Origin of the sequence: Microcystis sp. M109S1, assembly GCF_020247025.1 — a bacterium.
Taxonomy (GTDB): Bacteria; Cyanobacteriota; Cyanobacteriia; order Cyanobacteriales; family Microcystaceae; genus Microcystis.
The window spans coordinates 1-25,501 of record NZ_JADBRW010000455.1; the positions used below are offsets into that span (position 1 = coordinate 1).

General features: G+C 42.2%; 25 protein-coding genes and 3 pseudogenes. 13 read left to right on the forward strand and 15 right to left on the reverse strand.

What is annotated here, in order from left to right; all coding sequences use genetic code 11:
* From IM322_RS22250 to IM322_RS22255, 3 genes and pseudogenes are all read right to left on the reverse strand, one after another.
* Positions 1–212: pseudogene (locus IM322_RS22250) on the reverse strand (RNA-guided endonuclease InsQ/TnpB family protein); the annotation flags it as partial.
* A pseudogene (locus IM322_RS23610) lies at positions 178–288 on the reverse strand (IS607 family transposase); the annotation flags it as partial. The pseudogenes IM322_RS22250 and IM322_RS23610, both read right to left, overlap by 35 nt.
* Before the next feature lie 198 nt (positions 289–486).
* A complete protein-coding gene (locus IM322_RS22255) occupies positions 487–1,881 on the reverse strand; it encodes a DUF2252 domain-containing protein (protein WP_287674019.1) in 1,395 nt (464 codons plus the stop codon).
* A 547-nt stretch (positions 1,882–2,428) separates the two neighbouring features.
* Here IM322_RS22255 and IM322_RS22260 point away from each other — a divergent pair.
* The 3 genes and pseudogenes from IM322_RS22260 (at position 2,429) to IM322_RS22270 (ending at position 4,228) form a co-directional block, all read left to right on the forward strand.
* Positions 2,429–3,091: a potassium channel family protein gene (locus IM322_RS22260; RefSeq protein ID WP_287674017.1), complete on the forward strand. Its 663-nt coding sequence runs from the start codon at positions 2,429–2,431 to the stop codon at positions 3,089–3,091.
* A 33-nt stretch (positions 3,092–3,124) separates the two neighbouring features.
* Positions 3,125–3,894 (forward strand): annotated as a pseudogene (locus tag IM322_RS22265) (DUF2092 domain-containing protein).
* A 91-nt stretch (positions 3,895–3,985) separates the two neighbouring features.
* Positions 3,986–4,228 carry an AbrB/MazE/SpoVT family DNA-binding domain-containing protein gene (locus IM322_RS22270; RefSeq protein ID WP_287674011.1) on the forward strand — a complete coding sequence of 81 codons (243 nt, stop codon included), beginning with the start codon at positions 3,986–3,988 and terminating at the stop codon, positions 4,226–4,228.
* A 121-nt stretch (positions 4,229–4,349) separates the two neighbouring features.
* Here the strand turns inward: IM322_RS22270 and IM322_RS22275 are convergent, their stop codons facing one another.
* Positions 4,350–7,412: a sll1366 family intein-prone helicase gene (locus IM322_RS22275; RefSeq protein ID WP_287674009.1), complete on the reverse strand. Its 3,063-nt coding sequence runs from the start codon at positions 7,410–7,412 to the stop codon at positions 4,350–4,352.
* Between the two features lie 201 nt (positions 7,413–7,613).
* Here IM322_RS22275 and IM322_RS22280 point away from each other — a divergent pair, with 201 nt between their 5' ends.
* Complete coding sequence (locus IM322_RS22280) at positions 7,614–8,402, forward strand: pentapeptide repeat-containing protein (protein WP_287674007.1); 789 nt, start codon at positions 7,614–7,616, stop codon at positions 8,400–8,402.
* Here the strand turns inward: IM322_RS22280 and IM322_RS22285 are convergent.
* Together IM322_RS22285 and IM322_RS22290 are read right to left on the reverse strand one after the other, a co-directional pair.
* On the reverse strand, positions 8,399–8,770 hold the full coding sequence (locus tag IM322_RS22285; RefSeq protein ID WP_287674022.1) for an ArsR/SmtB family transcription factor: 372 nt from the start codon (positions 8,768–8,770) through the stop codon (positions 8,399–8,401). The two genes, IM322_RS22280 and IM322_RS22285, sit on opposite strands and share 4 nt — an antisense overlap.
* Before the next feature lie 103 nt (positions 8,771–8,873).
* On the reverse strand, positions 8,874–9,038 hold the full coding sequence (locus IM322_RS22290; RefSeq protein ID WP_158200921.1) for a metallothionein: 165 nt from the start codon (positions 9,036–9,038) through the stop codon (positions 8,874–8,876).
* A gap of 361 nt (positions 9,039–9,399) precedes the next feature.
* On the opposite strand from IM322_RS22290, the gene IM322_RS22295 reads away from it, so the two are divergent.
* Complete coding sequence (locus IM322_RS22295; protein ID WP_287674004.1) at positions 9,400–10,044, forward strand: Uma2 family endonuclease; 645 nt, start codon at positions 9,400–9,402, stop codon at positions 10,042–10,044.
* 359 nt (positions 10,045–10,403) lie between these two features.
* Here the strand turns inward: IM322_RS22295 and IM322_RS22300 are convergent, their stop codons facing one another.
* Entirely contained in the window at positions 10,404–10,976 is a 573-nt protein-coding gene (locus IM322_RS22300) for a DUF2808 domain-containing protein (protein ID WP_287674002.1), read from the reverse strand.
* 274 nt (positions 10,977–11,250) lie between these two features.
* On the opposite strand from IM322_RS22300, the gene recF reads away from it, so the two are divergent.
* A complete protein-coding gene (recF, locus tag IM322_RS22305; RefSeq protein ID WP_287674000.1) occupies positions 11,251–12,378 on the forward strand; it encodes a DNA replication/repair protein RecF in 1,128 nt (375 codons plus the stop codon).
* A gap of 98 nt (positions 12,379–12,476) precedes the next feature.
* Here recF and rpiA read toward each other — a convergent pair whose 3' ends face one another.
* Entirely contained in the window at positions 12,477–13,187 is a 711-nt protein-coding gene (gene rpiA / locus IM322_RS22310; RefSeq protein ID WP_002757733.1) for a ribose-5-phosphate isomerase RpiA, read from the reverse strand.
* A gap of 72 nt (positions 13,188–13,259) precedes the next feature.
* Entirely contained in the window at positions 13,260–13,781 is a 522-nt protein-coding gene (locus tag IM322_RS22315; protein ID WP_287673997.1) for an RNA recognition motif domain-containing protein, read from the reverse strand.
* A gap of 573 nt (positions 13,782–14,354) precedes the next feature.
* Here IM322_RS22315 and IM322_RS22320 point away from each other — a divergent pair.
* Together IM322_RS22320 and IM322_RS22325 are read left to right on the forward strand one after the other, a co-directional pair.
* The gene (locus tag IM322_RS22320; RefSeq protein WP_002739006.1) at positions 14,355–14,555 is read left to right on the forward strand and encodes an NblA/ycf18 family protein; all 201 of its coding nucleotides are present in this window, start codon (positions 14,355–14,357) and stop codon (positions 14,553–14,555) included.
* Positions 14,556–14,688: 133 nt separating this feature from the next.
* A complete protein-coding gene (locus IM322_RS22325; RefSeq protein WP_287673995.1) occupies positions 14,689–15,570 on the forward strand; it encodes a universal stress protein in 882 nt (293 codons plus the stop codon).
* A gap of 2 nt (positions 15,571–15,572) precedes the next feature.
* Here the strand turns inward: IM322_RS22325 and IM322_RS22330 are convergent, their stop codons facing one another.
* The 6 genes from IM322_RS22330 to IM322_RS22355 form a co-directional block, all read right to left on the reverse strand.
* Positions 15,573–16,556 (reverse strand): permease, encoded by a 984-nt coding sequence (locus tag IM322_RS22330; RefSeq protein WP_287673991.1) that lies wholly within the window; start codon positions 16,554–16,556, stop codon positions 15,573–15,575.
* 29 nt (positions 16,557–16,585) lie between these two features.
* Entirely contained in the window at positions 16,586–16,825 is a 240-nt protein-coding gene (locus tag IM322_RS22335) for a thioredoxin family protein (protein ID WP_287673988.1), read from the reverse strand.
* Between the two features lie 14 nt (positions 16,826–16,839).
* A complete protein-coding gene (gene arsC, locus IM322_RS22340; RefSeq protein ID WP_287080250.1) occupies positions 16,840–17,235 on the reverse strand; it encodes an arsenate reductase, glutathione/glutaredoxin type in 396 nt (131 codons plus the stop codon).
* A gap of 23 nt (positions 17,236–17,258) precedes the next feature.
* Positions 17,259–17,906: an arsenical resistance protein ArsH gene (gene arsH, locus IM322_RS22345; protein WP_287673984.1), complete on the reverse strand. Its 648-nt coding sequence runs from the start codon at positions 17,904–17,906 to the stop codon at positions 17,259–17,261.
* A 19-nt stretch (positions 17,907–17,925) separates the two neighbouring features.
* Complete coding sequence (locus IM322_RS22350; protein ID WP_287673980.1) at positions 17,926–18,657, reverse strand: MIP/aquaporin family protein; 732 nt, start codon at positions 18,655–18,657, stop codon at positions 17,926–17,928.
* Between the two features lie 104 nt (positions 18,658–18,761).
* The gene (locus tag IM322_RS22355; protein WP_287080225.1) at positions 18,762–19,100 is read right to left on the reverse strand and encodes an ArsR/SmtB family transcription factor; all 339 of its coding nucleotides are present in this window, start codon (positions 19,098–19,100) and stop codon (positions 18,762–18,764) included.
* A 174-nt stretch (positions 19,101–19,274) separates the two neighbouring features.
* On the opposite strand from IM322_RS22355, the gene psb30 reads away from it, so the two are divergent.
* The 5 genes from psb30 to IM322_RS22380 all read left to right on the forward strand — a co-directional run bounded on the left by psb30 (position 19,275) and on the right by IM322_RS22380 (position 25,265).
* Positions 19,275–19,394: a photosystem II reaction center protein Ycf12/Psb30 gene (gene psb30, locus IM322_RS22360; RefSeq protein WP_002736367.1), complete on the forward strand. Its 120-nt coding sequence runs from the start codon at positions 19,275–19,277 to the stop codon at positions 19,392–19,394.
* A 581-nt stretch (positions 19,395–19,975) separates the two neighbouring features.
* Complete coding sequence (locus IM322_RS22365) at positions 19,976–21,532, forward strand: M16 family metallopeptidase (protein ID WP_287673978.1); 1,557 nt, start codon at positions 19,976–19,978, stop codon at positions 21,530–21,532.
* Positions 21,533–21,735: 203 nt separating this feature from the next.
* Positions 21,736–23,184: a M16 family metallopeptidase gene (locus tag IM322_RS22370; protein WP_287673977.1), complete on the forward strand. Its 1,449-nt coding sequence runs from the start codon at positions 21,736–21,738 to the stop codon at positions 23,182–23,184.
* A gap of 136 nt (positions 23,185–23,320) precedes the next feature.
* Positions 23,321–24,601 carry an AAA family ATPase gene (locus tag IM322_RS22375; protein ID WP_287673976.1) on the forward strand — a complete coding sequence of 427 codons (1,281 nt, stop codon included), beginning with the start codon at positions 23,321–23,323 and terminating at the stop codon, positions 24,599–24,601.
* Between the two features lies 1 nt (position 24,602).
* On the forward strand, positions 24,603–25,265 hold the full coding sequence (locus IM322_RS22380; protein ID WP_286824768.1) for an RloB family protein: 663 nt from the start codon (positions 24,603–24,605) through the stop codon (positions 25,263–25,265).
* The last annotated feature ends 236 nt before the right edge of the window (positions 25,266–25,501 follow it).

Consider the following 25,501-nt stretch of genomic DNA (forward strand, 5'->3'; position numbering starts at 1 on the left):
CTTACTTTAGCTGGTAACGCTTGATAATCTGCGCTTGTTTTCAAAGCATGGTGTAACTCAGTCATGGTTAGAAATGGCTGATGTGAAAAGAAAGCTTGACGGTTTAAATAGACAGCACAATTATCAAGATTCTTTGATAAAAATGCCAACTTATCAAATGCTAAAAATTCATTTTTATTAAATTTGATTAGATGTCTTTGAACTAATTTCATGTTCTTCCTCGAAGCACTTAATTAAACATTCGGTTTTTCTTGTTCTTCGTCTTATTGAATACAGTCGAGCGCAAAACCCCTTTTTCTTGGCATAATCTGATAGTTTCATTTGAACTGTAAGGTAAACTTGCACTAACCACAGTAGCAGTTGTTTGCTGTTATTTGCGTATATTTTCTACAAAACTTTACAATACCAGCTGCAATGTGGGGGCGCAAAGCTCGCGCCCCTAATCTAAGGTCGAGAAATAACAGGCTGATGGCTGATAGCTTAATGCTATAAATCTTCTTCTACCAAAGCCTCGACCCGTCCTGTTTTGACCGCTTCCACCAAAGCGGCGTGATCTCGTTCTGTCTGCTCGGCATAAGCGATCGCAAACTCGCCCATCGCTAGATCGAACTGATCTCCTTTCCCCAAATAACCGCTAATGGTGGCTGCGTCTCCAGATTTAGCGTGGGCGCGGGCTAAGGTCCAGCCACAGAACTCGGCGTAGCGTTGCAGTTGGACAGCCGACACTCCCTCAATGGGTAGGGAAAACTTCATATCCCGCAGTTGCCGTAAATAGAAGTCTTTGCCCCGTCTTCCCTGGGTCCAGCCTAAAAATATGTCGCTAGAGGATTGCATCAATCTCTGGCCTGTAACCACCCGTTGTCCCTGATTTTCGTACTGGCTCTTGGCGGTATAGGGTTCAAGAACCGAAGGGCAGGCTTCCTTAACTTGTAGGATGAGGGGATGGTTATCTTCCGAGAAAAATAGGGCGATATAACATCTAGTGCCGACACTGCCAATGCCTACCACTTTCAGGGCAAAGTCCTCTAACTGGTAGCGATCAAAGAGGACCCGGCGTTCCTCCGGCAGGGATTGGCGATAGTCTTCCAGACCCTCGCGCACGAGAGTCTCCCAATCCGGTTCGTTGACATGGTAGAGAATGGGCGGCTGATCGACAAAGCGATTGCGTCCCCCGGTTTGAGTGACGATCTTGGGGTAAAGATGTTCGATGATGCGCTCGCGGGCTTTTGCCATCATCTGTTCCCGTATCTTCCGCGTCTTTTCGTCGGGAGCCATCTCGATCGCCTGTTCTACTCCTATGCGCGTGTACCATATCTCTAACGGACTGAGGCGAGAATATTCCCGCAGGTGTTCCCGATAGGAACGAGCGCAATCGATCGCCGCCGCCTTCGATTCTTGATCGGATAGATCGCTATCCCTGCCGGCGATGACAAAGCTGACCACTAGACGCTTGAGATCCCATTCCCAAGGTGCGGGCAGGGTTTCGTCGAAATCGTTAATATCGAAGACTAAATTGCGTTCGGGGGTGGCAAAAAATCCGAAGTTCAACAGGTGGCAATCCCCGCAGGCCTGCACGATAATGTCGGTTTTGGGCGTGGTGGCCAGATCGTAGGCCATCAAAGCAGCGGAGCCGCGCAGGAAGGTAAAGGGACTCCGCAACATCCGTCCGTAGCGGATGGGAATCAATTCCTGTAATCGCCCTCGATTTGATGCTTCGACGATTTCGATCGGCTCTCGACCAGCTGCTGGAGGTTGCCAGATAGCGTGACCAGAACGCGGCAATCGCTCCCGCAGGGATTTACCGATCTGGATGCGTTCTTCCCGTGAACGGAATCGAGCTTGAGAAGGTGAGCGGATCGGGGTTTCTATTTGGTGGTTCATAGCGACTTTTTCCCCTGAATGAGATCAAATCCTTTGCTGTTAGATGGGAAATAGATAAGTCAAGACTGATGGTTCCCTTTCTGGGATAACTTTCTAACATTTCCTCCTGTAGAGATAGCTTCTGATGCTCGGTTCAACAATTAATCTTCACTCGCTTCTTATCTGGGGAAGATCAACATTATCGATGACACATTTTTTTCTGAAATGGCTATCGATTAAATTTGCTTAACTTTTAGCCCAATGGCAGCTCTACTATTTCGATTGTATCTTGCTCAAAAATTGCTGGTGGAATGCTCGTAACAAAATTTTATCTAATGTTCAGCCTTCGGCCAGGGGCTAAAATCTCGCTCTTTTGTGGGGAAAAGGGGGGTATATTCCAGGTTAAAGATAAGATATGCAGCGGTTGCTTTATTCATCTGGCACAGCTAATTCCTTATGGGATAAGCTTTTCGGCGTGGAGAATGTACCAGACCAATCCTGAATCCGCCGTAAATACCCTTAAAATTGATGAGCAGGAGTAAATATTACCAGTTAAAGGTTCGCTGCTATGAAATTCCGTCAATTGATACAGGCCACAGAAAATAAATACAATCGGCTGCTGGCAAATCTGCTCTCGCTCTACATTATTTACCCGTTTTTAGTATATCTACCCCTGGGAGATTGGCTGATTTTCTTTTTCTTCTCCCTCTCTCTGATCATCGCCGTCTATCAGATTGATCGCAGTAAATTGGCTTTAAGATTTAATATCGGTCTGTTTTTGATTGCCCTCCTCCTGCGAGCATTCAGCACGATTATCCCTATTTATAGCGATTTCAACCGTTGGTTCGAGCTATCTAGTACATTAATTTCTCTAGCTTTTGTTAGTTTATGTGTGTACTCGATTTTACTAGAATTAATTCCCGCCGAACAGGTAACATCCGATATCATCAAAGGGGGAATTTGTGTCTATTTTCTCCTAGGATTTTTCTGGGCATCCGCTTATAATATCGTCCAGATTTTCGACTCCGATTCCTTTAGCTCCGCCGCTAAAACCGTCAACCAGGCGGATCTACTTCATTTCAGCTTTACTACCTTGGCCACGGTGGGTTACGGTGATATAGTTCCTACCAGTAAAATCGCTAGAGTTTTAGCCAATTTAGAAGGAATGACTGGAGTTCTCTATCCCGCCGTTTTTATCGCTCGTTTAGTCAGTTTACACAATGGTCGTTAACTAAAACAATTGATCGCCTTGGGGGAATATTAGATGATTATGCGTCGCTTTATCCCGATTCTTTCTTTGCTTTTGCCTTGGGTCGCCGCCGCAGGAGTCTTGGCGGAAATACCGACTCTGGCCCAGGAAATCCGCCCAAAAACGGCGGAACAGGTGATCGAGCAACTCTGTGCTAATTTAACCAAACAGCGATCGTTCACCGTCAATATGGATGTCACCTATGACGATGTACTCGACTCTGGGGCGAAAGTTCAGTACAGTGCCTATCAAAACATCTGGGTAGAGAAACCCGATCGCCTGCGCTCGGACTACACTGGGGATGAACGAGTTACCCGCTTTTTTTACGATGGTAAAACCTTCACCCTTGCGGATATGGAACGGGATCTATACGTTACGAAACCGGCACCGAATACTCTAGATGAAGCCTTAGACCAAGTAGAGCAAAGGCACGGAATCACTATTCCCATGTCAAATCTGGCAGCGAACGATCCCTGTGCAGCTCTAATGGTCGATGTCAAGCAAATTATTTTTATCGGCAACGACATGGTCAACCGCGAACCGATGTATCACCTGCTGCTGCTCGGTAGCGATCGCGATTATCAAATCTGGGTCACGCAGGATGCCCCCCCCTACTGAGGAAAGCGATTATCACCTATAAAACTCTACCCGGTTCACCCCAGCCAATATTATCCGACTGGAATTTTAATCCCAGTACCCCCGCCGATACTTTCACTTTCCAACCGGGATCAGAGTCGATCCCTATCGAACTTCTACCCGCTAGGGATAATCAATCCCCGCCGTAAAGCCCGTTCATAAAATGCGATCGCTGGTCGGTATTCCCCTAAATCAGCGTTTTGATATACTTTGAATATCTAACGAATTCGAGGTGGGATCATGAAGTCGCAGATTGGACGCTGGGGTAATTCTTTAGCGATTCGGATTCCTAAGTATGCGGTGGAGGCGCTGAACCTCAATCCTAAGGACGTTGTTGAATGTTCTGTGGAAAACGGAAAGCTAGTAATTGAGCTAATTCAAGCCTTGCCTGAGTTAAGCCTAGAAGAACTACTGGCTGAGGTTGTTGAATCACCGGAGCCAGTAGTGGATTGGGGACGGCCAATGGGAGAGGAGGTTTGGTGACATACATTCCAGTTGCTCCAGGATGTTCTCAGAAGAATTAAGCCGATTCTGTTCTAATCGGGACATTCTCAAAAGCCTTACTCTATCCGAACCCAACCCAGATTTATCAGGTAGTTCCCTTCTAATCGGTTTCTTCATCATCAATAATTGCCGATCGATCTAATAATAATAAATCTCGCAGGCGATCGGTATCTAATTCGGTTAACCAATTTTCCCCAGCATCTACGGTTTGTTCGGCTAATTGTTTCTTGCTTTCAATCATCTCATTAATGCGTTCCTCTAGGGTTCCCGTACAGATGAATTTATGTACCTGAACATTGCGTTTTTGTCCGATGCGGAAAGCGCGATCGGTGGCCTGATTTTCTACGGCTGGATTCCACCAACGATCGATATGAAAAACGTGATTAGCGCGGGTTAAATTTAATCCTGTTCCCCCCGCTTTGAGGGAGAGAATAAAAATCTTTGGTCCCTGGGGATCATTTTGAAAGCGCTCGATCATTTCTACCCGATCTTTTGTTTTGGTAGAACCGGAGAGAAATAATATTTCCTCGGCTAATTTTTTCTGGAGATGGGTTTGTAGGAGTTTTCCCCACTCGGCAAATTGTGTAAAAATTAAAGCTCGATCGCCTTCTGCTATCACTTCCTCTACCATGGCTTCTAAACGTAATAATTTTCCCGATCTTTGACTGGTTTCTAAACTATTTTCTTTCAAAAAATGGGCGGGATGATTACAAATTTGTTTTAGTTGCATTAGCAAGGTTAAAATTAATCCATGTTTCTGAATTCCTTGAATTTCTTCAATTTTCTGGAGCGTTGTCTCGACTAATTGTTGATAAAGTTGTCCCTGTTCTTTCGATAAACCACAAAAAATATTCATTTCCTGTTTTTCTGGTAAATCTTCAATAATATTTTTATCGGTTTTTAATCTCCGTAAAATAAAGGGACGGACAAGGGAACGTAAATTATGCAGGGATTCTTGATCGCCGTATTTTTCAATAGGAAGGGCAAAACGACGCTGGAAAAATGTTTGAGTTCCTAAAAAATTGGGATTGAGAAAATCCAAAATTGACCATAATTCCGTCAGGCGATTTTCTACGGGAGTTCCCGTTAAGGCAATCCGAAATCCTGCGGGTATTTTTCGCACTGCTTGGGATTGTTTAGCCGTAGAGTTTTTAATATTTTGAGCTTCATCTAAAACTAAACCTTGCCATTGTACTGCTTCTAAAGTGGACAGATCGCGATAGATTAAAGGATAACTGGTAATAACAACCGATTTATTTTTTACCTCTTGAGCAAAAGCTTTACCTTTTAATCTTTTTTCGCCATGATGCACAAAAACAGCCAGGGTGGGAGCGAATTTTCTTAATTCATGTTCCCAGTTATTGACCACAGAAGTGGGAGCCACCACTAACACGGGATTAACTAACATATCCTGTTCTTTTAATGCTAGTAAAAAAGCGATTAATTGCGGGGTTTTTCCTAAACCCATATCATCGGCTAAACAAGCACCTAAACCCCACTTTTCTAGGAAAGCTAACCAACTAACTCCCTTGATTTGATAGGGACGTAATTCCCCCCGAAATTCCCGCGGTGGGTTGATTAATTGAATCCCTTGATTGTTATTTAAATTATCAATTAATTCCTTTAATGCTCCCTCCGCTTGGAAATTGACTACCGGCAGTTTAGCAATTAGATTATTATCTCCTGAACTCAAGCGCAGAGCATCTTCCACCGAGAGATTAAGGGGAGCGATGGTATTATTTAAAATTGCCTGAGCTGCTTTGACATCGGTTGGTTGTAGGATTAACCATTTGCCTCCCACTTCCACCACTGGCGATTTTTTCTCTAATAACTTATCAAAATCTTTTTTCGATATTTCCTGTTCCCCTACCACTAATTTAAGCTGAAAGTTTAACAAACTGGTTAAACTTAATCTTTCTCCTTTTTTGGGGGTGACGGTGGCAGCAATCCTAATTCCTAATCTTTGTTCATTACTACCAGCAGTTAAACCCGTTGGCAAAATTACCCCTAATCCCTGCTCTTGCAATTGCCAAGCGATCGAGCGAATAAACTGATAAACTTCGATCGAATCAAGAGAACATTCTTCCGGGTGTCTCTGCTCTAAACTAATTCTAATCGGTTCGTACAATCGCGCCGCTAATCCCAATCCTTTTAAGAGAATTTCCTGAGGATTATTGACAACTCTTTGATAACTATGATAACTTTCTTTGCCCTCTAACCAAATCAACTTGGCACTAATGAGAAATTCGGGATCATCTAACGCTTGTAAATAATAGGTTAGTTTCCACACTGTTCCTAGACTGGGAGGTTGTAAGGATAAACAAACACGGTATTGATTCTCGATTAATTGGCGATTATTGCCATTAACCAAACTTTCTTGGATAGGAAACACCCAGTTATGATAAGCATTTTCTAGACGCTGTAAATTCTTGGCTTCTAAAGCAATGTCATGATGATCACCGCTTAAAGATTGTAGCCAGGGTTTTACCATCAATGAGGGGGAAATATTAACACTACTATCTATCTTTTGTCGCAAACGAGCATCGACAATATTTTTCAAGCAATCGAGAATAATTGTTTGTGGTTCGCTATTTTCTTGATAGGCAAGACAGACCGGGGGGATGGTTTGGATAAACTTAGCTAAACGAGTGCGATCGATGGTACTATCTAGCAGGGGATACCAGCAACTTTCACCCTGATTTATTCCCGCTAAAAATTTCCCCCTTGCTAATAAATCTAAACTCCAACGGTGCAAATACAGCCAAAATCGTAGATCATTGCCGATAAATTCGGCCTTAGCTAGGGGCAATTTCTCCCATAACCGCACTATCATCCCCGCAGAAAAAGTTAATCCCGATACCTGCCATGGTTGCCAAGACAAGGATTTAGCTGTGGGTTCGAGAATTTGCCCCGACAGCAGCGGTAAAAAATATTTTTTCCTTGGGGGAGAATAACTAGGGAGACTGAGCTTGATTGATTCTGGAGAATAGCGGTCAAGCTGAGGAGAAAATTTCTCGATAAATTGGGCTAATGCCCCGGATTCTAGACAAAAAGGATGATTTTCTCTCGTTTCACTTAATTCCTTCCCTTGCCACTGTTCACCCCAAAGAAAAAAAACACTATCTTGCGAACGAATCAGCCAATTACCGTGTAGAGTAGTCATTATGAAATAGGGAAATTCCTCTAAAAAACTTGCTGTTGAAAAGGTAACAAATCTCGATTTTGTCGCTTCTTCTGACGTTAAGAGCCTCTAATCTTCTATTTTAGTGGACAAGGGCTGATTTCTCAAGCAGAATCTAGTTAAGCGATTAGCCCCGATCGAATGGGTATTATCAGTAATAATAAATAGAGTTATTTTTAAACTATGTACAAATTGATCGCCCTCACCCTCGTCCTCAGTCTTCCCCTTAACTTGTCCCTAGTTGGTCAGACGGAAGATTTAAACCACCTACAGCAATTATTATCCACCCGAAAATGTCCCCAATGCGATCTGAGCGGTTCGGGGTTAGTGCAATCGAATCTAGCTGGGGCAAAATTAAATGGGGCCAATCTCGTCGGGGCCAATCTTAGTCAAGCTAATTTAAGTGGGGCGGATCTGAGTGGGGCAAATTTAACCGGCGCCTCTCTTTTTGGTGCTAATCTCACTGGAGCGAACTTAACCGGGGCAATCTTGACGGGTGCGGATTTAAGAGGCACTTATCTCAATAATGCTAACCTCGACAACACCAAACTAGACACTGCCTATGTACAGGGTGCGGTGGGAATTCCCAGTAGTGCCGGTACTCCTGAACTATTCTACGGACTAGGAATGGTGGAAGGAAAACAGGGACGCACCAGCGCCGCTATAGAAAATTTTAATAAGGCCTTGACAATTAACTCGGAATATGCTCCAGCCTATCTGGCCCGGGCCATGGCTCACTATCGTCTGGGACAAAATGCTCTAGCGGCCCAGGACGCTCAAATGGCTTCGACTCTCTTTGAACGGCAAGGTAACACCCCCGGTTACGAAGCGGCAGAGAATTTTATTAAAGGCATGGAAATCGCCCTAAAACCGCAAGAACAAGGTGGTGGCAACGCTCAATTAGACCAAATGGTGCAGGGGATTGGTTCTCTGCTCTTACAGTTTGTTTTACCCGCTTTGGGACTGTTTTAATCCTCGTCCGCTGGCTCTTCTAAATGTTCCGAGACCGCGTAATAAAGGTCAAGAACATGATGATCGGCAAGACGATAAAAGACTCTCCGTCCCTGTTTTTGGTATTTAACTAATCTTAAGGCTCTTAGGGTTCTTAACTGGTGGGATACGGCCGATTCACTCATCCCTAAATCGTCGGCTAAATCACAAACACATAATTCTCGTTTGGCTAAAAGCGATAGAATTCTTAGGCGGTTGGCATCCCCCAAAAGGCTGAAAAATTCGGCCATTTTTTGGGCTTTTTCTAGTTCTAATCCCTGCAAGTTCTGGAATTTCCCCTCTTGGTGATGGGATTCCCCGCAAAACGGTGCTATTTTCTCTATGGCCATGTTTTTTCCCGATCGGTTATTAATTCCGATACTTTCCCCTTCTTCCCAATAACTAGGGTTTGCTGAAAGGTTTTTAGATTTATTCGGCAAACCCTAACTAAATTTAACCGCAACCACAGCCCTTGTGTCCACAGCCTTTTTCGTTAACGTGACCATCGGCACAAGCTTGGCAACAGTAGTATTGATCGTTTTTTTCGATGGCATCGGCGATCGATACTACACACAAACAGGATTCACAAGCACATTTCATGGTGGTGACAGCGATCATGGTTACTACCTCTGAACTTCTTTACTGACTTTAGTATAACATCTGAACAGATGTTCATGGATTGAATAAAGTTAAATTTTTCTAAAACTCAGACGGGAAAGTTAGGCGGTTATCTCAAGGGTGAGGTGGGAAGTTCTCCTTGATTAGTGATCAGATTGGAGTTTTCAGTTCACTGTTTACTAGACCTCTTGCATATAGCGCGTTTCACGTTACTGAGGTATCGACAAGTTTTGCCAACAAAGAGTTTAAGCCCCTTGCCCATGCCTCATTCTGATGAAAACTGCTATATATAGTCTAAGGTAGAAAAAAGTTAAATACTGACTAAACCGCCCAATCATAACAACTGAGCCGACAAATTCTGATGTTATTAGCATTAAAACAACTAACTGTTACCCCAGGCGACCGCCTGTTGTTAACTTCACTCACTTGGCAAGATTATGAAAAAATTCTTGACGAATTGGGAGAGCGACGGTCAATTCGTCTATCTTATAGTCAGGGAACTTTAGAAGCAATGACTCCTCTTTTTATTCATGAAAATACCAAAGTTTTAATCGGTGATTTGGTTAAAGTTCTCCTGGATGAATTAGAGTTAGACTATGAACCCGCTGGATCGACAACCTTTAAAAATCAGCAAATGGATCAAGGAATAGAACCAGATGAGTCTTTTTATATCGAAAATTGTGCTGCTGTCAGGGGAAAAAAGCGACTTGATCTGGCTATTGATCCCCCTCCCGATTTAGCAATTGAGATTGATATTACTAAGCGAACCCGATTTAATAATTATCAGCGATTGGGTGTTCCTGAATTGTGGCGATATAATGGAGAGAGACTGGAAATCAATGTTTTGCAAGGATCAGAATATGTTGAAGCTTGCCAAAGCCGACTATTTCCTCAATTTAATCTAATAGAAAAAATTCCAGAAACGCTACAAAATAGTCAAAAAATAGGTAGTGCAATGGCATTAAAACAATTCCGAATTTGGGTCAAGCAAAAGCTTAATGCCTGACTTTAAATGGACAACGAATTCAGGGAACTTTTGCAGATGATAAGTTAGGGGTTACAGTTTTTGATTTAAGGCTGCACCTATTCCTATTGATCAGTGATCAGTTAAGTAGTCGGACATAAATTCTGTTGTCTATCTTAAGAAATGTAAATTGCCGCAATTCTTACTGACTCCTGACTCCTGACTCCTGACTCCTTACCCCACAGTTAACTTTACTTTTGTCCAACTACTTATCAGTGGGTAAGTTAACAGTTATCAGATGTGAGTTTTTAAGTGTGCAGTATTAAATAGAAGTTTCCTACTGTCTTTTTACTGTTTACTGTTTACTGTTCACTGATTACTGTTTTTAGACGCGGAACAGCCTACCAGCGATCGCCAGCCTCATAAATTGCTAAACGTCCGACACCTATATCTAATCCAGGGGAATTCTCCCCGGGGGGATAAGCAGTAATTCCAAACTGATAGACACCACCATAATCGGGATTTCGTACTGGTTTCAGACCGATAGAAACGGTATTACCGGGGGGGACAGGAGGATCAAAAATGACCGTGATCGTCTGAGTATTGGGGTCAAAAGTAGTGGATTTTAGGGTTAATTTTTCGCCGCGCTGATTGCGATCGCCAAGAAAAGCAAAGGTTTGATCGACCAGAAAAGCAATAGTTTGAATATTAGGCTGCTGTTGTAGGGTTACTTTACCCAAGGGTGCCCCGAGAGACGGCGGTAGAGCGATGGTAAGATAGTATTTTGCCCCCCAAGTACGCACGGATTGGAAAGTAGCGGAGAAATTAACCAGAGTGGGAGAACTCTCAAAAAATACTCTGCCATCGGGAAATTGTCCTGCGAGGGAAACAGAAGCATCAAAAGCGAGTATAGCAATCAAAGCGAGTTTAGATAGACTTTCAGTCTGTTTTAAAGGCAAAAAAGGAATTTTCAAGGTAAAAGCTACTATAAAATATTGATTGTCAAGGGGAATTATAGCAAATTCACTTAACCCTCAACCGCTGCCATTATCAGTGATCAGTAATCAGTAATCAGTGATCAGTAATCAGTAATCAGTGATCAGTAATCAGTAGTCAGGAGACAGGAGACAGGAGACAGGAGATTATTTTTATTTATACTTCCCACACCCTACACCCTACACCCTACACCCTACACCCTACACCCCAACCCCCAACCCCCAACCCCCAATACTTAACCCCCAACTTGCAATGTATCTCGAACACCTGCACCTTCACAGTTTTAGAAATTATGCCGAACAGATGCTAAAATTCGAGTCCAAAAAAACAATATTATTGGGCAATAATGCTCAGGGAAAATCCAATTTACTAGAAGCGATCGAACTTTTGTCCACTCTCAAGAGCCATCGAGTCAGCAAGGATCGGGATTTGGTGCTAGAATCGGAATCAGAGGCGAGAATTTTTGCTAGGGTTAATCGTCTTTATGGAGCATCAGAATTAAGTTTAATTCTCCGTTCTTCCGGTCGTCGCACCGTGATCCGCGACCGTCAACCCCTGCGCCGTCATCTCGATTTTTTGGGGGTGATTAATGCGGTACAATTTTCTAGTCTCGATCTGGATTTAGTGCGCGGTGGTCCGGAAGCTCGCCGAGATTGGTTAGATACTTTATTAATTCAATTAGAACCCCTATACGTTCATATTTTACAGCAATATAATCAGGTTTTACGACAAAGAAATGCCCTCTTAAAAGAGATTCGTAAACAGGAATTAGAGGGAAAAGTTTATGAGGATTTATCCCAACTAAAACTCTGGGATTTACAACTAGCAGAAACTGGTTCAAGAGTAACGAGAAGAAGGGCGCGAGTCCTGCAAAGATTAATTCCTTTAGCCCAAAAATGGCACGAAAGTATTAGCGGAAAAACCGAATTTTTAGAATTACAATATATTCCTAATGTGCCTTGGGTAGAAGATGATGTCAATGGGGTACAAAGGGCTTTTTTAGATAAGATTGAAACCCGTCGTTTGGCAGAGAAACAGCTAGGGACATCGGTAGTCGGTCCGCACCGGGATGAAGTGGATTTTTTAATTAACCAAAACCCCGCTAAATCCTACGGTTCCCAAGGACAACAAAGAACCTTAGTTTTAGCCTTGAAATTAGCGGAATTACAGTTATTAGAGCAGATTATCGGGGAACCTCCCCTACTACTCCTCGATGATGTTTTAGCGGAATTAGATATCGAACGACAAAATCAATTATTAGATGCGATCGAAGATCGTTTTCAAACTTTAATTACCACCACTCATCTCAGTTCGTTTGAGTCCCGTTGGTTGCAATCTTCCCAAGTATTTTCTGTCAAAAAGGGACAGATTTTTTATTAGCCTATAGCCTCTCTTTATTTTGCTCTTTGTCTGTATACACCCATAATAATAAAACAGGCTGCAGGCCTGTTTCACTGTTAGCTTCAGAATAATTAATCCTACCTAATCTCGCGGACTACCGGCTTACCGTCGATAATTTCACCGACGAGAATCAGATCAGCAACCCCGACAAATAAACCATTTTCTAAAACCCCCGGCATATTATTAATAGTTCTTTCCAAATCAGCCGGATCATCGATACTATCAAATTTAACATCGATAACTAAATTGCCTTGATCCGTGACCACGGGGCCAGCTTTTTTCACTCCCATGCGCAGGGAAGGTTTACCACCGAGTGCCTCCAATTTTCGCATCACCGGAGTCATGGCCATGGGTAACACTTCCACCGGCAAAAGAAAAGTCGATCCCAACTTATCCACCAGCTTATTGCCATCCACTACCACGACGAAAATATCGGCGAGACTATCGACAATTTTCTCCTGAGTATGGGCAGCACCGCCGCCTTTAATCAGATTTTTCTGGGGATCTACCTCATCGGCCCCATCGATAGCGATATCCATCTTTGCGATGACATCGAGGGTAGTGAGGGGAATTCCGTACTTCCTAGCCAAAACTTGCGCTTGAAAAGAAGTGGGAACCCCGACAATATTGCTGATTTCCCCGCTTTGCAGTCTAGCGCCCAGATATTCGATCGCGTAGGCCGTCGTTGAACCAGTTCCCAATCCCACGACCGAATTAGATTGAACTAGATTAGCGGCCGCTTTACCGACCTCCTGTTTCATGAGAATGACCGGATCGATTGCTGTCATGATGCACATTCCTAAAAGCGATGTTTTGAACCTCTTAGTTATCGGCTATCCGTTGCCCTCTTGTCAATGGAATTAGGGATTAGTGGCCTGAGCTGCTAACATTTCCTTGAGTTTAGCCAATTCATTGGCCCAACGGGGATCTGGCTGTAAAGCGTCACCATCGCCGGTAACTTTCGGGGTACTACTGCCACCCCGTTCAGCCTTGCGTTTTTTGCCGCTGCCGCCAGCGGATTTGCGCGGTGCTGCCGTCGTCGGTTTCGGAGTCGGTCTTTCGACTTTTTCTGGGGTTTCTACGCTTGCCTCCGGCCCTTCTGCTTCTTCCCCTTCTTCTTTACCTCCCTTGCTGCGGGGGAGAGCTTTCTCGATTTTGATCGGGTTTTCCATAAAGGATTGACCGTTGTATTTTTCGATAAACTGGTCAGCTAGTTCATCGCTAGGGACGGTAACGAAGGCAAAACCGCGACATTTGCCAGTTTTGCGATCTTTGATGACTTTAGTGGTAATCGTATCCCCTTCATCGGCAAAAAGCGCCTGTAATTTTTCGCGCTCGACGGATTCTTTGGGCAAATTACCAACGTATAGACGAACGGACATGATGGATTCCTCCAAGTATAGGTTGATGTAAAAACTTGTGCGACATTCCGTGCCTGTATGCTGATTTTTTTAAGGCAAACAGAGCTAAGGAGGATGTTTCCCAGCGATAAGCTTGTAGTTTCTGCACGATAGCGGCTGTGGCCGTCAATTTCGACTATCCTTAACGATTTCAACGAGAGGGACGGAATCTAGGGGTTACGTTTTTTAGCTGTTAACAGGGCTAATCATGCAACTTACCCGATTTATGTCGCTCTATTCGATTATTACAGAATGTTTACACAATTTGTCAAATATTTTCTCTCGCTCCGGGCTGCCATGAAAAAAAATAAGTATAATTACTTAAGTATTTGTTCACAGTAAGCAAAATTTTATTAAAACTCTTGCTAAATGTATCATTATATGCTTCTTTCCTTTTGGCGGCGGGGTATCCTAGCTAACGGGAGGGAAAAAGCAAAACCCTCTTTACAGATACATTGACACTTTGTCAAGTATTTGTTACATTAGTTAAAAAAGGTGCTACCAATCACCGATCTCGCTTGTTATCAACCACTGCCTTCATCAAGGAGGAACACCATGTCTCAACCGATCGAACTTTCCTTAGAACAACAGTTCAACATTCGTTCTTTTCAGACTCAGGTAGAAAAAATGAGTCAGGAGCAAGCGCAGGATTTCCTGATCAAGCTCTACGAACAAATGATGGTCAGAGAAAATATGTACAAAGCTTTTCTCAAACACCAGTGGGGTCTAGATTCTAATCCCTGGGCTCCCCAATAACTCATTTCACCCCTGCGGGCGACCTCTTTCTCCGGCTGGGTTTCTCCGGAAACGAGCTAGGGATGCGGGGCGCATTTCTTCACCTTTTTAGCTATTCTTAGGGAAGAATAACCGAATTGCTAGGGGTTAATTTATGTTCGAGCGCGCTTTGATCTGTACAGATCTTTTCGATGGTCTCCATCGTCTTGTCCATTGTGTGCCACACTTAGCCCTAAGCGGCTTAAAACAAGTTATCTTCCTCCACAGTATTCCGGTTTGGGAACAACCCACCCTCGCTGCCGTAGATCAAGCGAAAATTGACGCGGCCAAAGAAAAATTATCCCCAGCTTTAGCAAATATTCCCGACGGTATGACAGTTATTGTCGAAATCTCTAACCGTCGTCCCGTGGATGCCGTGCGGGAAGTCCTCGCTAATCACTCTATTGACGTGATTTTGATGGGAAATCCCATGCGCGGTGCTGTCCAAGAAAAATTATTCGGTAGTACCAGTTTAGCGATCGCAGGTATTACCGATGTTCCGCTGCTGATTTTCCGACCGCAATTATTATCAGTTTATACTCACGATGAATTGGCCCTGCGCTGTCAGCACCTCTGGAAACATTTATTAATTCCCTACGATGGCAGTTCCGACGCGATTTATCTAATTGAACAGATAGAAAAATACGCTCAAACTCGCTCCCCCGGCTCTTTTGAGCAATGTCTTCTCCTCCGGGTAGTGGAAAATATCAGTCGCGATCCCGGTGTCACCGAATGTCGCTTAAATGATGCCCGTCAGCAATTAGAATCGGTGCAAGTGCGACTAGAAAAACTCGGTTTGCAAGTACAGAGCGAAGTGCGACAAGGAACACCTGTATTAGAAGTTTTGACGGCAGCAGAAGAAAATGATATCAGTGCGATCGCTGTAGCCACTTCCCATCGTTCTAATATGTTGGAATGGTTAGCAGTGCGTCGGATTAATGAAGATATTCTTCATCAACTGTGGTTCCCCTTATTATTTTTCTCACCGAAGGGATAGTCTCAAATTCCTAACAGGTTAAACAAATAACCCACCCCGATAATACCGACGGTGACAAGGGAGATAAACACTGTTAAGAGGGGGATTTTTAACACCTTTCTCAAGATAATCATTTCCGGTAAAGATAGGGCGGTAACAGCCATAGTAAAAGCTAGGACTGTACCCAGGGGAATGCCCTTACTAACCAGTGCTTCCGTTATGGGTAAAACTCCCGCAATATTAGCGTATAATGGCACTCCCATCACCACTGCTAAAGGCACAGCAAAGGGATTGTTTTTTCCTGCCCAATTAGCGATAAAATCGGCGGGAACATAACCATGAATTACCGCACCCACAGCAATACCAATCACCACATATAACCACACGGATTTAAAGATTTCTACTGCTTGATATTGTCCCTGTTGAAAACGTTGTTTCCAAGTCAGAGCTAGTTCCTCGTCTTCCTCTTGAGGTTGATAACTTTTTTGTAATTCCCAGACAAAAGGTTCCACCCATTTTTCTAGTTTTAATTGACCGATAATATAACCGGAAATAATCGCTAAAATTAAGCCAAAGCCAATATACAATAAAGTCACCCTTAAACCGAATAAACCCCAGAGTAAAATTACCGCCACTTCGTTAACCATCGGAGCAGAAATTAGATAGGAAAAAGTTACTCCCAAAGGGACACCCGCTTCTAGGAAACCAATAAATAACGGTACAGCAGAACAGGAACAAAAGGGGGTAATAACACCAATACAACCCGCCAAAATATTACCCAAAAAGCTGAATTTTCCTGCCAAGAAATTACGGACTTTACCCGGATCGAGAAAGCTTTGCAAAGTTCCCACAAAAAAGCTAATTGTTAACAATAATGTCAGAACTTTTGGTACATCGTAGAAGAAGAAACGTAGCGACGAACCGAGGGAATAATCAAGGGATAACCCAAAGATTCTCGTTACTAATTGCGTCGCTAACCAATCAAAGGGATAGAAGGGGTCAAACATAATTATATTACCCCGAAAAAAGAGAATTATTATGGTAATAAAGATTGAATTTGTTCGGAGGATAAAACCCGACCTTTACTAACCACTTTACCATTAATTACTAAAGCGGGGGTGGACATTACACCCCGTTTAGCAATTTCGATCGGATCGGTAATATGGGATACTTGAGCGGTGATACCTTGAGCGGTGACAGCCGATTTAGCATTAGCTTCTAACTGCTGACATTTTTTACAACCTGTCCCCAAAATTTCCAGATTGATAGTATTCATACCTGTCAAACTCCTTAACTTAATTGCTCGATTAATCCGACAACTTTAGCCTTAATTTCATCGCGAACTCGGCGAAAAGTTTCCATGGTTTGACCATCGGGATCATCAATTAACCAATCCTCGAAAATTTCCTGTAAAACCCATCCTTCCGGCAGATTGACACCGCAACCACATAGGGATATAACGGCATCGTAATCTTCGGGATTAAAATCCCTAATTGGTTTAGAAGTTTGGTCAGTAATATCGATACCAATTTCCTGCATAACTTCGATTGCTCCGGGGTGAACTTTGGCCGCTTCTAATCCGGAACTGGTGACGGCAATTTTACCCGCGCCTAAAGTTTTAGCGAAACCTTCGGCGATTTGGGAACGACAGGAATTTTTTCTACAGGCAAACATAACTTTTTTCATGATTTTAACTCCTAGAAATTGATTTAATTAATAGCTTTATGGGCAATTTTGGACATTTCTTGGGCAGCTTTTTCCTTCCTTTCACTATAGCGATCGGTCAGATAATCTACCTGATCTCGCAGGAGAATGGTAAACTTATAAAGTTCCTCCATCACATCAATAACTCGATCTCGATAGGGAGAATCTTTCATCGTGCCATCCTCATGAAACTCCTGATAAGCTTTAGCCACAGAAGATTGATTAGGAATAGTAAACATTCGCATCCAACGACCAAGAATTCGCAGAGTATTAACCGCGTTAAAAGATTGGGAACCTCCGCTTACTTGCATGACTGCTAAAGTGCGGCCTTGGGTAGGTCTAACCGCACCAATACTTAAGGGAATCCAATCAATTTGGTTTTTGATAATGCCGCTAATATTACCGTGAAGTTCGGGAGATGACCAGACTTGACCCTCGGACCATTGACTTAATTCTCGCAATTCCTGTACTTTGGCATGAGTATCGGGAACACTGCCATAAATCGGCAACTCACGGGGATCAAAAAAGCGCACTTCTGCCCCCAATTCAGTGATAATTCTGGCAGCTTCTTCTGCTAATAAACGACTGTAGGAACGTTGCCGCAAAGAGCCATACAGAAAAAGAATTCTTGGTTTGTGAGTCGATTGGATCATGATTACCAATAAGCAGAATTTATTTTAAGTCTCGGAAACCATCGGATAGTAGGCCGTAAATAATTACAGCTAATTGAGCGCCTAAAATCGGTGCTATCCAGTAAACCCAATGGTGTTGCCAAATTCCTGCCACGAAAGCAGGCCCCAGAGAACGCGCTGGATTCATACTGGCACCGGTAATCGGCCCCATAAAAGTTCCTTCTAGGGCTACGGTTAAACCGATAGAGATGCCAGCAAAACCAATAGGGGCGCGACGGTCTAAACCAGAGCCTAAAATTACCAGCATGAGAATAAAGGTGATAATGGTTTCAATACAGAAAGCTTGTCCCCAATTTCCCTGTAAAGGCAGAGTTGCGCCCAAATTTCCCACTCGACCCAGACAAAGCACAAGGGTAGCAGAGGCGAGAATCGCACCGAGACACTGGGCGATAATATAGGGAATTACCCAAGATTTTGGAAAAAAGCCACTTGTCGAAAAGGCCAGGGTCACGGCGGGGTTAAAATGAGCCTTACTGATATGACCAAGGGCATAAATCAGGGCTGCTACCATGGCACCGAAAACCATATTGACCCCGAGATGGGTAATTGCACCACCGCTGATTTGATTGACCATTACCGCCCCTGTTCCCGCGAAAATGAGGATAAAAGTCCCCAAACATTCCGCTAGACATTCCCGCACACCTGACCGTTTTAAGAGACGAAAAGATGAGCGAGTTTGACTCAAAAGCTCGATCAAGAAGGGTTTCGGCATAACAGACAATCGATCGAATAACCCGATAATATATCAAAAAAAGTTGATATGTCAAGTTTAAAAGCCATTTGTAAAGATTTAATATTTCTAAAAATCTTGATTGGTTACTGATTTTCTCCGCAGGTACGAGCGGGGACGAGGGCAGCAAAACGACGATATTCGGATAGATATTCTTCTAGGAGAAGAAATTGAGATAGATTTAGGCTGTAGTAGATCCAACGACCTTCTTGACGACTGCGGACTAAATTGGCTTCTTTTAGGGTTTTTAGGTGAAAAGATAATTTAGATTGGGCGATATCGAGATGGTCGCACAATTCACAAACGCATAATTCCTGATGTCGCAAAAGTTGCAGAATTTGCAGTCGCAGGGGATCCGAGAGTGCCTGAAAACCAGTATAAATCTGGGTTAACGAGTTGGGAGATGTGGCCAGAGAGTTGAACATTGAGATTGCCCCTAGTGGGAAGAAAATAGGAAAGCGGGAAAATTCAGAATTGCAACAAAACTTTATGTATTTTTGTATCGAATCAGGAAAACCAGCGAATCATCCCCTGTATTATAGACAATGGTTTTGACCAGATTAGCCCTTAAAATCATTGTAGACAGGTTAGGAGACATCATGGAATTATTTGCGGCTCTCAATTTAGAACCTATTTTTCAACTCACCTTCGTGGCGCTAATCATGTTAGCTGGCCCCTTTGTCATTTTCCTACTAGCTTTTCGTGGGGGCGACCTATAAAAACCGCCTCCCACCCATTGTTATTCGTGCTTTTTTGACTTCTCTCCTCTCTAGGGAGAGATTTTTTGTCTAAAAGTCGGGAGTCAGTTATCAGTCATCAGTTATCAGTCATCAGTTATCAGATGTGACGCGATGTGCAACTAAAAACGACAGAATCAGGGTAGGGTTCCAGAGGATACTTTATCTCTGCTGATTTCTGAAAGCCTTGTAAATCAAGACTAAAAATATAGTTGCACGCGGGGTGATGTGAGTTTTCAGTTCACTGATTACTGATTACTGGGCGTTGTCAGATCAGAATATGAAAGATGCAATGCAATCCTTGTTATCAAAGTAATTTCAGTTCCGGTGCTGATTCGGATCATCTTTCAATTTGACAACGCCGATTACTGTTTACCGAAAAGCCCCCATTGCCACTTCCCCACTTCCCCACTTCCCCACTTCCCCACTTCCCCACTGATAACTGATTACTGTTTACTGATCACTGAAAAAAGCATCCCATTTCCCCCTCTCCTAAGAATCGACTGCTAAGATCGAACATAGCGATCGATCTCTCGCTCCCACGATATCTGATAAAACTATCCATGGTCATTAAAAACAACCCCTATTATCGGGCTTTCATCGGCTTTTGGCTCGCTTTCCTTGTGTTTTGGGGTTTTGGGAGTTTCTCACCCCTTCTTGCCCAAGCGAAAGAGCAATCAGACGATGTGCAATCGATTACCCCCTACCTTAAGCAATTTCAACAAAAAATTACCGAATTTCGCCTCGATAACGGAATAAAATTCATTATCCTCGAAAATCGCGATGCCCCGGTTATTTCCTTTGTCACCTATGCGGACGTGGGAGGTGCCGATGAACCGGACGGTAAAACAGGAGTTGCTCACTTTTTGGAACATTTAGCCTTTAAAGGCACAAAAACCATCGGTACTACCGATTATCTTAGCGAGAAAAAAGTCCTCGATCGCCTTGAAGCTATAGACAAAGAACTGCAAGCGGCCAAAAAAGCGGGTAAAAGCGCAGAAGTGGCTAAATTAACCGCAGAATTTCAACAAGCGAGGGCAGAGTCCGAGCAATTCGTCCAACGCAACGAATACGGGCAAATCGTCGAAACTCAGGGGGGAGTCGGTTTAAATGCCACCACTTCCACCGATGCAACCAGCTATTTTTACAGCTTCCCGTCGAATAAATTGGAATTGTGGATGTCTTTGGAATCGGAACGATTTTTAGAACCAGTGTTCCAACGGGAATTTTACAAAGAAAAAGACGTAATTCTGGAAGAAAGACGGATGCGGACGGATAATAGCCCCTTGGGTTTATTAATCGAAGCTTTTCTCGATCAAGCTTATACTGTCCATCCCTACAAACGTCCCGTTATCGGTTACGATCGAGATATTCGCAATCTGGAACCCTCAGATATCCAAAACTTTTTCGATAAATTTTATGCTGCCAGTAATTTAACCATAGCTATCGCCGGGGATGTGGACCCAGAACAGGTCAAACAGTTAGCTAAGGTTTATTTTGGTCGTTTTCCCGCTAAACCGAAACCCCCACAGGTGACAGTAGTGGAACCGGACCAAACCAAAACAAAGGAAATTACCCTAAAATTAGCCTCGCAGCCTTGGTATTTAGAAGGATACCATCGTCCCGCCCTCAATCATCCCGATCATGCGGTTTACGAGGTTATCGCCACTTTAATGAGTGAAGGAAGAACTTCGCGACTGTATAAAGCTTTAGTGGAGGATAAACAACTTGCCCTCGCTGCTCAGGGATTTAACGGCTTTCCGGGAGATAAATACCCGAATTTGCTCTTATTCTATGCTCTTACCGCTCCTAATGCCAGTGTGGAGGAAGTAGCGCAGGGTTTGAATTTAGAATTGGAAAGATTGAAAAATGAACCGGTTTCGGAACAGGAATTAGAACGGGTTAAAAATCAACTACGGGCAGCCCTATTAAGAGGTCTTGATTCTAACATGGGCATGGCGCGATCCTTGATTGAATACGAGGTAAAAACCGGCGATTGGCGTAATTTATTCGCCCAATTAGATGCTTATAATGCTGTCACCGCAGCCGATATTCAACGGGTGGCTAAAGAGACTTTTAACCCCGAAAATCGCACTATTGGCCGAATTTTACCAAAATAGAGAGATGGGGAGATAGGGAATTTTTCAGTCAGCAGTGAACAGTCAACAGTAATCAGCTTCTGAAGACAAGAGGCAAAAGAAATAATCCAGCAATTCTCCTACACACTGTCTACTTAAAACTGCAATCTGATAACTGATAACTGATAACTGAAATCCCTAAAACCCTAACACCCTAACCCCCAACACCTAAAATAAATATAATCATGAAAAAACGCTTCCAATGGCTAGGTTTAATAGTTATCACCCTGATAGGTGTCCTAGCTTTTCGTTCCCCGGCAATTGCCCAAACTCCGCGACATTTTACCGATTTAACTTTTCCTCCCCTTCCTGAAGTGACAGTTCCCCAATACGAGCGCTATCAACTAGATAATGGTATGGTGGTTTATTTAATGGAGGATCGGAGCTTACCGTTAGTGAGTGGTACGGCGATGATTCGCACAGGAGGAAGATTAGAATCCGGGGAAAAAGTCGGATTAGCTGATATTACTGGAACCGTGCTGCGTAGTGGTGGCACGGAAAAACATCCTTCTAATGTCTTAAATCAATTATTAGAACAAAGAGCAGCCCTAGTAGAAACCTCGATCGATCTTAACGCTGGAACTGCTAGTTTTAGCGCTCTTAGTGAAGATTTAGAAACAGTTTTTAATCTCTTTGCCGAGGTTTTGCGTTCCCCAGCTTTTGAAAGTCAGAGAGTAGAATTAGCCAAAGTTCAGGAAAAAGGGGCGATTGCCCGACGTAATGATGATCCCGATGATATTGCTAGTCGGGAGTTCCGCAAGCTAGTCTATGGTGATAATAGCCCCTACGCTCGTACTGTAGAATATAGCACTTTAGCTAATATTGACCGTCAGGATTTAATCGATTTTTATCGTACCTATGTCCGTCCCGACCAAATAATTTTAGGAATTGTCGGTGATTTTGATTCTCAGTCGATGAAAGCATTAATCAATAAAACTTTTGGCGATTGGAAAAATCCCGCAACTGCCACTAAAATTGTCACCCCTTCTGCAACCCAAAAAAATCTTCAAGGTGTCTTTGTCGTCAATCAACCCCAATTAACCCAGAGTAGCGTTTTATTAGGTCATCTTGGGGGTCGTTTGGATAGTCCCGACTATCCCGCTTTAACGGTATTAAATGAGATTTTAAGCGGTTTTGGTGGTCGTTTATTTAATGAAGTACGTTCCCGTCAAGGATTAGCTTATTCTGTCTATGGTGTCTGGAATAGTCGTTATGATTATCCCGGTTTATTTATTGCCGGAGGTCAAACTCGCACCGATGCCACCGTACCTTTTATTAAGGCAATTTTAGGCGAAATCGAGCGCCTTCGCAATCAACCCGTTACTGCAAAAGAATTAGAAGATGCTAAAAATGCTATTCTCAATTCTTTTGTTTTTAAGTTTGAGAAACCTGCTCAAAATTTATCGCGATTGATGACGTATGAATACTATGGTTATCCCCAAGATTTTATCTTCCGTTATCAACAAGCGGTAAAAGGTGTGACAATTGCTGATATTCAACGAGTGGCACAACAATATCTACAACCGAATCAAATTGTGACTCTAGTAGTGGGTAATGAACAGGAAATTCAACCTCCCTTATCCAGTTTGGGAACTACGGTTAAAACTGTTGATGTCACCATCACACAACTATAAATAAATGTAGAGATGTCGGGTGTGTTATATGACGCTAACACACCTGAGAAAATTTTTCTTGTAAATGTTGACAAATTGCGTATCATAAAAGCATAGTCTTCATCAATTCCCCAGAGACTTTTAGGGTCAGTATGCAATGCTCATCGAATTTAGTGTCGGTAATTATCGGTCTTTTAAGGATGTAGTCACTCTCAGTATGGTGGCTGCAGATGAAGCAACAGGTAATGATGAGCTTGATAAAAATAATGTTTTTAAGGTTAATCAGAATTTTAGTTTATTAAAAAGTGCTGCTATTTATGGAGCAAATGCTAGTGGTAAGAGTAATTTGATTCTGGCCTTATATTTTATGCAAAGTTTTGTAATTAATTCCTCGAAGTTACAAATTACAGATAAGATAAATTTAGAAAAATTTCGATTAAGTTCTGAAACTGAAGATAAACCTTCTTTTTTTAAGATAGTTTTTCATCTAGATAATAAGATCTATGAATATAGCTTTGAAGTCACCCAAGAGCGAGTAATTTCTGAGGGGTTATCTTGCACTCCCAAAACTCGCAAAACCAATATATTTAGCCGAGAAAAAGATAAAATTAAATATAGTAAAAGTCTGTTGAAGGGCAAAGATGTCAAAGATTTAACCAAAAAAAATACTTTATTTCTATCGATTGCTGCTCAGTTTAATGACCCGTTAGCAGGAAAGATTTTACTTTGGTTTAGTAGATTAAAAATTATATCGGGTTCGCAATTTGAAAATTTAAGACAGCTATCTCTTGACTATCTTTCTAGAGAGCCAAATCTTAAAAATGAAATCGTTTTCTTAATTAAAAAATTAGATTTGAGTATCAAGGATATGAGTATAGAAGTGGGACGGACATCCCTAGATAATTTTCATAAAGATATTCCTGATCGAGTTAAAAACAAAGAATTTCGCCTTGATAATTATATCTATAACTCCATTGAAACCTATCACGAAAATTATGATTTAGAAGGAAGGATAATAGGTTTAGAAAGCTTTCAAATGAATAAACATGAGTCTCGCGGTACTCAAAAAATATTTGCTTTGTTAGCACCAGTTTTATCTGCTTTAAAAAAAAGTGAGGTATTAATAATTGATGAACTTGATTCTCTACTACATCCCTTAATGGCAATAGCAATTATTGGATTATTTAACTCTAAGATAACTAACCCTAAAAATGCTCAACTTATTTTTGCCACTCATGATGTTAATTTACTTAGTAATCAACTTTTTAGGAGAGATCAAATCTGGTTTACCGAAAAAAATCGCCAAGAAGCAACGGATTTATATTCTCTGGTCGAATTTGATATTGATAATAATGCTTCCTTTGAACAAGATTATATTCAAGGTCGCTATGGTGCAATACCTTTTATTGGTGATTTAAGCAAAGTTATCGGTGATTAGTATGGCTAAAAAAGATGGTAATTATGGTTATTTAAAACGTCAAGCTAACAATAGACAGCCAAGGGAAACATTTTTGATTGTTTGTGAAGGCGAAAAAACTGAATACTATTACTTTACTTGTTTGAGGGAAGATTTAAAATCTAATAACATTAAAATAAAAGTTAAGGGAGAAGGTCAAAATACCTTGAGTTTAGTCAAGAAAGCAATTAATATTAAAAACAATGAAAAATCAGCATCTTACGATCAAGTTTGGTGTGTTTTTGATAAAGATAATTATACCAAAGAGCAATTTAATCAAGCTGAAGGACTTGCCAAAGAAGAAAATATCAAGATTGCCTATTCTAATGAAGCCTTTGAAATTTGGTATATTTTGCACTTTCAATATCTTGATACTGCTATACCTAGAAATGGATACGGGCGTATTTTAACTACTCAAATGACAAAAAAGGGATTATTTAAGGAGAAAGAAAAATATGAAAAAAACCGAGAGGATATGTATGAAAAATTAAATGACTATCAGTCTACAGCAATTATCAATGCCGAAAAACTTATTAAACGGCGAGATGAATTAAAACAACATCCTTTTGATCCCTACCCTTCCACTACCGTACATGAATTAGTGAGAGAACTTAATAAAAATAGTCGCTTAACTATTTTGAGATAGAGCAGTTATCTTAATGGTGAGATACGAAGTTTTCCTTTTGGCGAGCCCGTCGTCGATACCAAATTAGGTTACAGTTAATCTTGACGAGAAACGCTATAATTAGGGTCTGCTGAATAAATCTAAAAACCTTGTTGGGTAAGACTTTTAGACTTTTTGTCAATCAAAAAGTACCAGGCCTGGGAGTGATCAGGGGGAAAATTCAGGTACTTTTTCCCTGAAAATTAGGTAGTTGACCA